The sequence below is a fragment of the Streptomyces sp. WAC 04229 genome, assembly GCF_003947455.1.
Lineage (GTDB): Bacteria > Actinomycetota > Actinomycetes > Streptomycetales > Streptomycetaceae > Streptomyces.
On record NZ_QHJH01000338.1, the window covers coordinates 1 to 3673 of the forward strand.

Below are 3673 nucleotides of genomic sequence, written 5' to 3' on the forward strand. Positions count from 1 at the left end.
GGTCTGGGAGTTGTTTATAAGACCCGGCCCGGTCCCCGCCCCGCCCCCGTCTTCCGGAGCGTTCGCGGGTGGTGCGGGCGCGGCGTGGTCCCCCTTCCCGGTTCCGGCCCCCCCCCCCCCCGGGGGCGCCGCGGACCACCCGCAGAACCCGCCGCGCCCTGCCACACCGCCCCGCCCGGCCCAGGCGCCGCACGACACCGACGCGGTGGGAGCCGGACGGCGTTCGTCGAGCACGCCGGACCCCGTACCCGGGCAGCGCACGCACGCCCCGTCCCGGGACACCGGCTCCGGAGCCGTGCTCCCGGGGAGCGGCGAGACCCCGGGCCGAGAGCCCTCGCCGGCCCCGGAGGAGCCGTCGAAGACCCGGCCCCCGTACCCGCGCCTCCGCCTCGACGACCGCTCACGCGGCGGACAGGGCCGGGACGTACCCCCGCCGCGTGCTTCGGCCCGGTTCCCGGATGCTCCGCCGTCTGTCGGGCGTGAGGCCGAGCCGCGTGCTTCGGCCCGGTTCCCGGATGCTCCGCCGTCTGTCGGGCGTGAGGCCGAGCCGCGTGCTTCGGCCCGGTTCCCGGATGCTCCGCCGACCGTCGGGCGCGACGCCGCACCACACGCTTCCGCCCGCTTTCCCGATGCCCCGCCCACCGTCGGCGGCGATGCCCCGGCTCCCGGCGTCACGCGCCCGGAGGCGCCCGGCACGCGCTCAGCGACGCCCATCGCGCGCCCGGACGTGCCCGCCGCACGCCCCCCGGGTACCGGGCCGGGCTCGCGCCCGCGAGACGTTCCCGCGCCCCAGGACCCGCCTCGCGGTCCGGTGGGGCCCACGGCGCACGGCCCCGGTGTGGGTGAAGCCCTTCGGGGAACCGGCGCGTCCCGGTCGTCGGCCCAGCGGACCGGCGTCCCCGAGGAGACCCCCTCCGAGACGACCCGGCGGTTGCGGCCCGTGCCCGCCGAGCCGGTGGCGGACCGCGACTCCGGTCCCGACCCCGCGTTCTCCTGGAGCGCCCCGGTGGTGCCCGGCGACCGGCGGCCCCGGGTGTCGTTCGGGCGGCCCGAGGGGTACGACGGGCTCGCCCGGCCCCGCCCGCTCGGCGGCCGGCTGCGGCCGCAGGCCCTCGCCGCCGCCGTCTGCCTCGTGCTCGGCGTGGGGCTCCTCACCGGAGCGGTCACCGGAAGCTGGCTCGCCGACAACTCCGGGGACGGCGGCGCGCGCAGCGCGTTCACCGAGGCCGGGGACCTGTGGCACAACGTCCCGGTCGACCAGCTGTTCCCGCCCACCGTGCGGGGCCAGGGCGCCGGTCCCGGCGGCGCCGACCGCACCTGGACGCGGGTCGCGGTCGCCCCGGACGGCGACTGCGCCGCCGCCTTCGACCGGCTGCTCGCCAAGGTGCTGGACCCGGTCGGCTGCCGGCGCCTGCTGCGCGCCACGTACACCGACGCCACCCGGAGCCACGTCACCACCGTCGGCATGCTGTTCACCAAGGCCGACGCCGCCGCCATGACCTCGCTGGCGAAACGCTTCGAGAAGGAGGGCCTGGGCAGCCGCGACGACCTGATGCCGCTGCCCTACGCCGCGAAGGACACCGTGGCCGCCGGGTTCGGCGCCCCGCAGCGGGCCGCCTGGACCGTCTCGGTCCTCACCGATGCCCCGGTCGTCGTCTACGCCGTCTCCGGCTGGGCCGACGCCCGCACCGTCGACGACCCCCAGCCCGCCGAGGAGGCCATCGAGTCCGGCGCCACGTCCGCCCCCGCCCAGGCCGGCCTCGGCCACGAGGCGAAGGGCCTCGCCGACCGCGTCGAACGCGCCCTGCGCAAGAACGTGGGCCAGGCCACGGAGCACCCGTCGTGAACGCATCCCAGGTGAACACCCGCCGCCATCGCCGGGCAGGCACCGCCCTGAGCCTCCTGCTGGCGGGCGCCCTCGTGCTCGTCCCCGCCCCCGCCGCACACGCCGACGGCATCCGCGCCCAGCAGTGGGCCCTGGACGCCATGCACACCCAGGACGCCTGGCGCACCACCAAGGGCGCGGGCGTCACCGTCGCCGTCCTGGACACGGGCGTGGAGGCCGACCACCCCGACCTGGCCGGCAACGTCGTCACCGGCAAGGACCTGGTCGGCTTCGGCGCGAGCGAGGGTGACCGCGCCTGGGCCCGGCACGGCACCGCCATGGCCGGGATCATCGCCGGGCACGGCCACGGCGCCGGCAACGCCGACGGCGTCATGGGCATCGCCCCGGAGGCCAGGATCATGCCCCTGCGCGTGATCCTGGAGGACGGCGACCCCTCCCGCGCCAAGGCCCGCAAGACCCGCGGCAACGCCCTCGCCGAGGGCATCCGCTGGGCCGCCGACAACGGCGCCGACATCATCAACCTCTCCCTCGGTGACGACTCCGCCTCCGCGCACCCCGAACCCGCCGAGGACGAGGCCATCCAGTACGCCCTGAAGAAGGGCGTGATCGTCGTCGCCTCGGCCGGCAACGGCGGCGAGAAGGGCGACCACGTCTCCTACCCGGCCGCCTATCCGGGCGTCATCGCCGCCACCGCCGTCGACCGCTACGGCACCCGCGCCTCCTTCTCCACCCGCCGCTGGTACGCCACGGTCAGCGCGCCCGGTGTCGACGTGATCATCGCCGACCCCGACCACCGGTACTACGAGGGGTGGGGCACCAGCGCCGCCTCGGCCTTCGTCTCCGGCGCCGCCGCCCTGGTGAAGGCGGCCCATCCGGACCTCGGCCCGGCCCAGGTCAAGGCCCTGCTGGAGGACACCGCCCGCAACGCCCCCGCCGAGGGCCGCGACGACTCCCGCGGCTTCGGCTTCGTCGACCCCGCCGCCGCGATCGAGGCGGCCGGGCGGCTGAAGCCGGAGGGCCTGAACTCGGCGGCCTACGGCGACGAGTACTTCGGCTCCGGCCCCGACACCGCCGACTCCGGCGACTCCACCTCCGCCTGGGCGGCCCCGCTGGCCGGCGGCGCGGGCGGCGTCCTCGTCGTCGCCGCCGTGGTCCTGTGGCGCGGCCGCCGCGAACGCTACGACGACTTCTGATCCCGCTCCGCCCGGCCACTCCCGGCGCTCTCCCCGGCGAGGACGGACACCACCGCCCGGGCCGCCGCCTCGACCAGCGCGATCCCCTCCGCCAGGGTCGCGCTGCCCCGCGACACCACCGCGACCAGCCGGTCGTGACCGCCCGAGGTGACCCGCCCGACGCTGTTGACCACCCACAACCCGGTGGTGCTCCGCCGCAGCCAGCCGTTCTTCAGCGCCCACGCGGAACCGTCGGCCGCCGCCGACACCCCCCACCGCTGACCGTCCGCGATCCGCCCCATCAACCCGGTCACATACGCCCGTGCGTCCGCGCTCAGCTCGGAACCGTCCGCGACGAACAACTGCCGCAGCAGCGCCACCTGGTCAACGGCCGTCGTCCGTGTCAGCCCCCACAGCGTCCCCTCGCCGCCCGCGGTCCCCGTCAGCCCGAACCGCTCGTTCGCCGCGTCCAGCCCCCGCGCCCCGCCGATCGCCCGCCACAGCGCCGACGCCGAGTCGTTGTCACTCCGCTCGACCATCGCGGCGGCATGCGCCCGCTCCGCGACGGTCAGCACCCGACCCGCGTCCCGCGCCCGCAGCAGCAGCGCCGCCAGAATGCCGACCTTGACGATGCTCGCCGTCTCGAAGGCTCCCG

3 protein-coding genes are annotated in these 3673 nt (G+C 77.1%); 2 read left to right on the plus strand and 1 reads right to left on the minus strand.

The features are described from left to right. Positions 1 to 838: 838 nt before the first annotated feature. Together DMH12_RS37730 and mycP are read left to right on the plus strand one after the other, a co-directional pair. Entirely contained in the window at positions 839 to 1846 is a 1008-nt protein-coding gene (locus DMH12_RS37730) for a hypothetical protein (protein WP_260474489.1), read from the plus strand. Then, positions 1843 to 3039, plus strand: a complete 1197-nt coding sequence (gene mycP / locus DMH12_RS37735; RefSeq protein WP_260474490.1) for a type VII secretion-associated serine protease mycosin — start codon at positions 1843 to 1845, stop codon at positions 3037 to 3039. Before DMH12_RS37730 ends, mycP begins: the two co-directional genes overlap by 4 nt. On the opposite strand, the gene DMH12_RS37740 is transcribed toward mycP, so the two are convergent. Further along, positions 3024 to 3673: serine hydrolase (locus DMH12_RS37740; RefSeq protein ID WP_148107593.1), on the minus strand; the 650-nt coding region annotated here is incomplete at its 5' end. The genes mycP and DMH12_RS37740 overlap by 16 nt on opposite strands.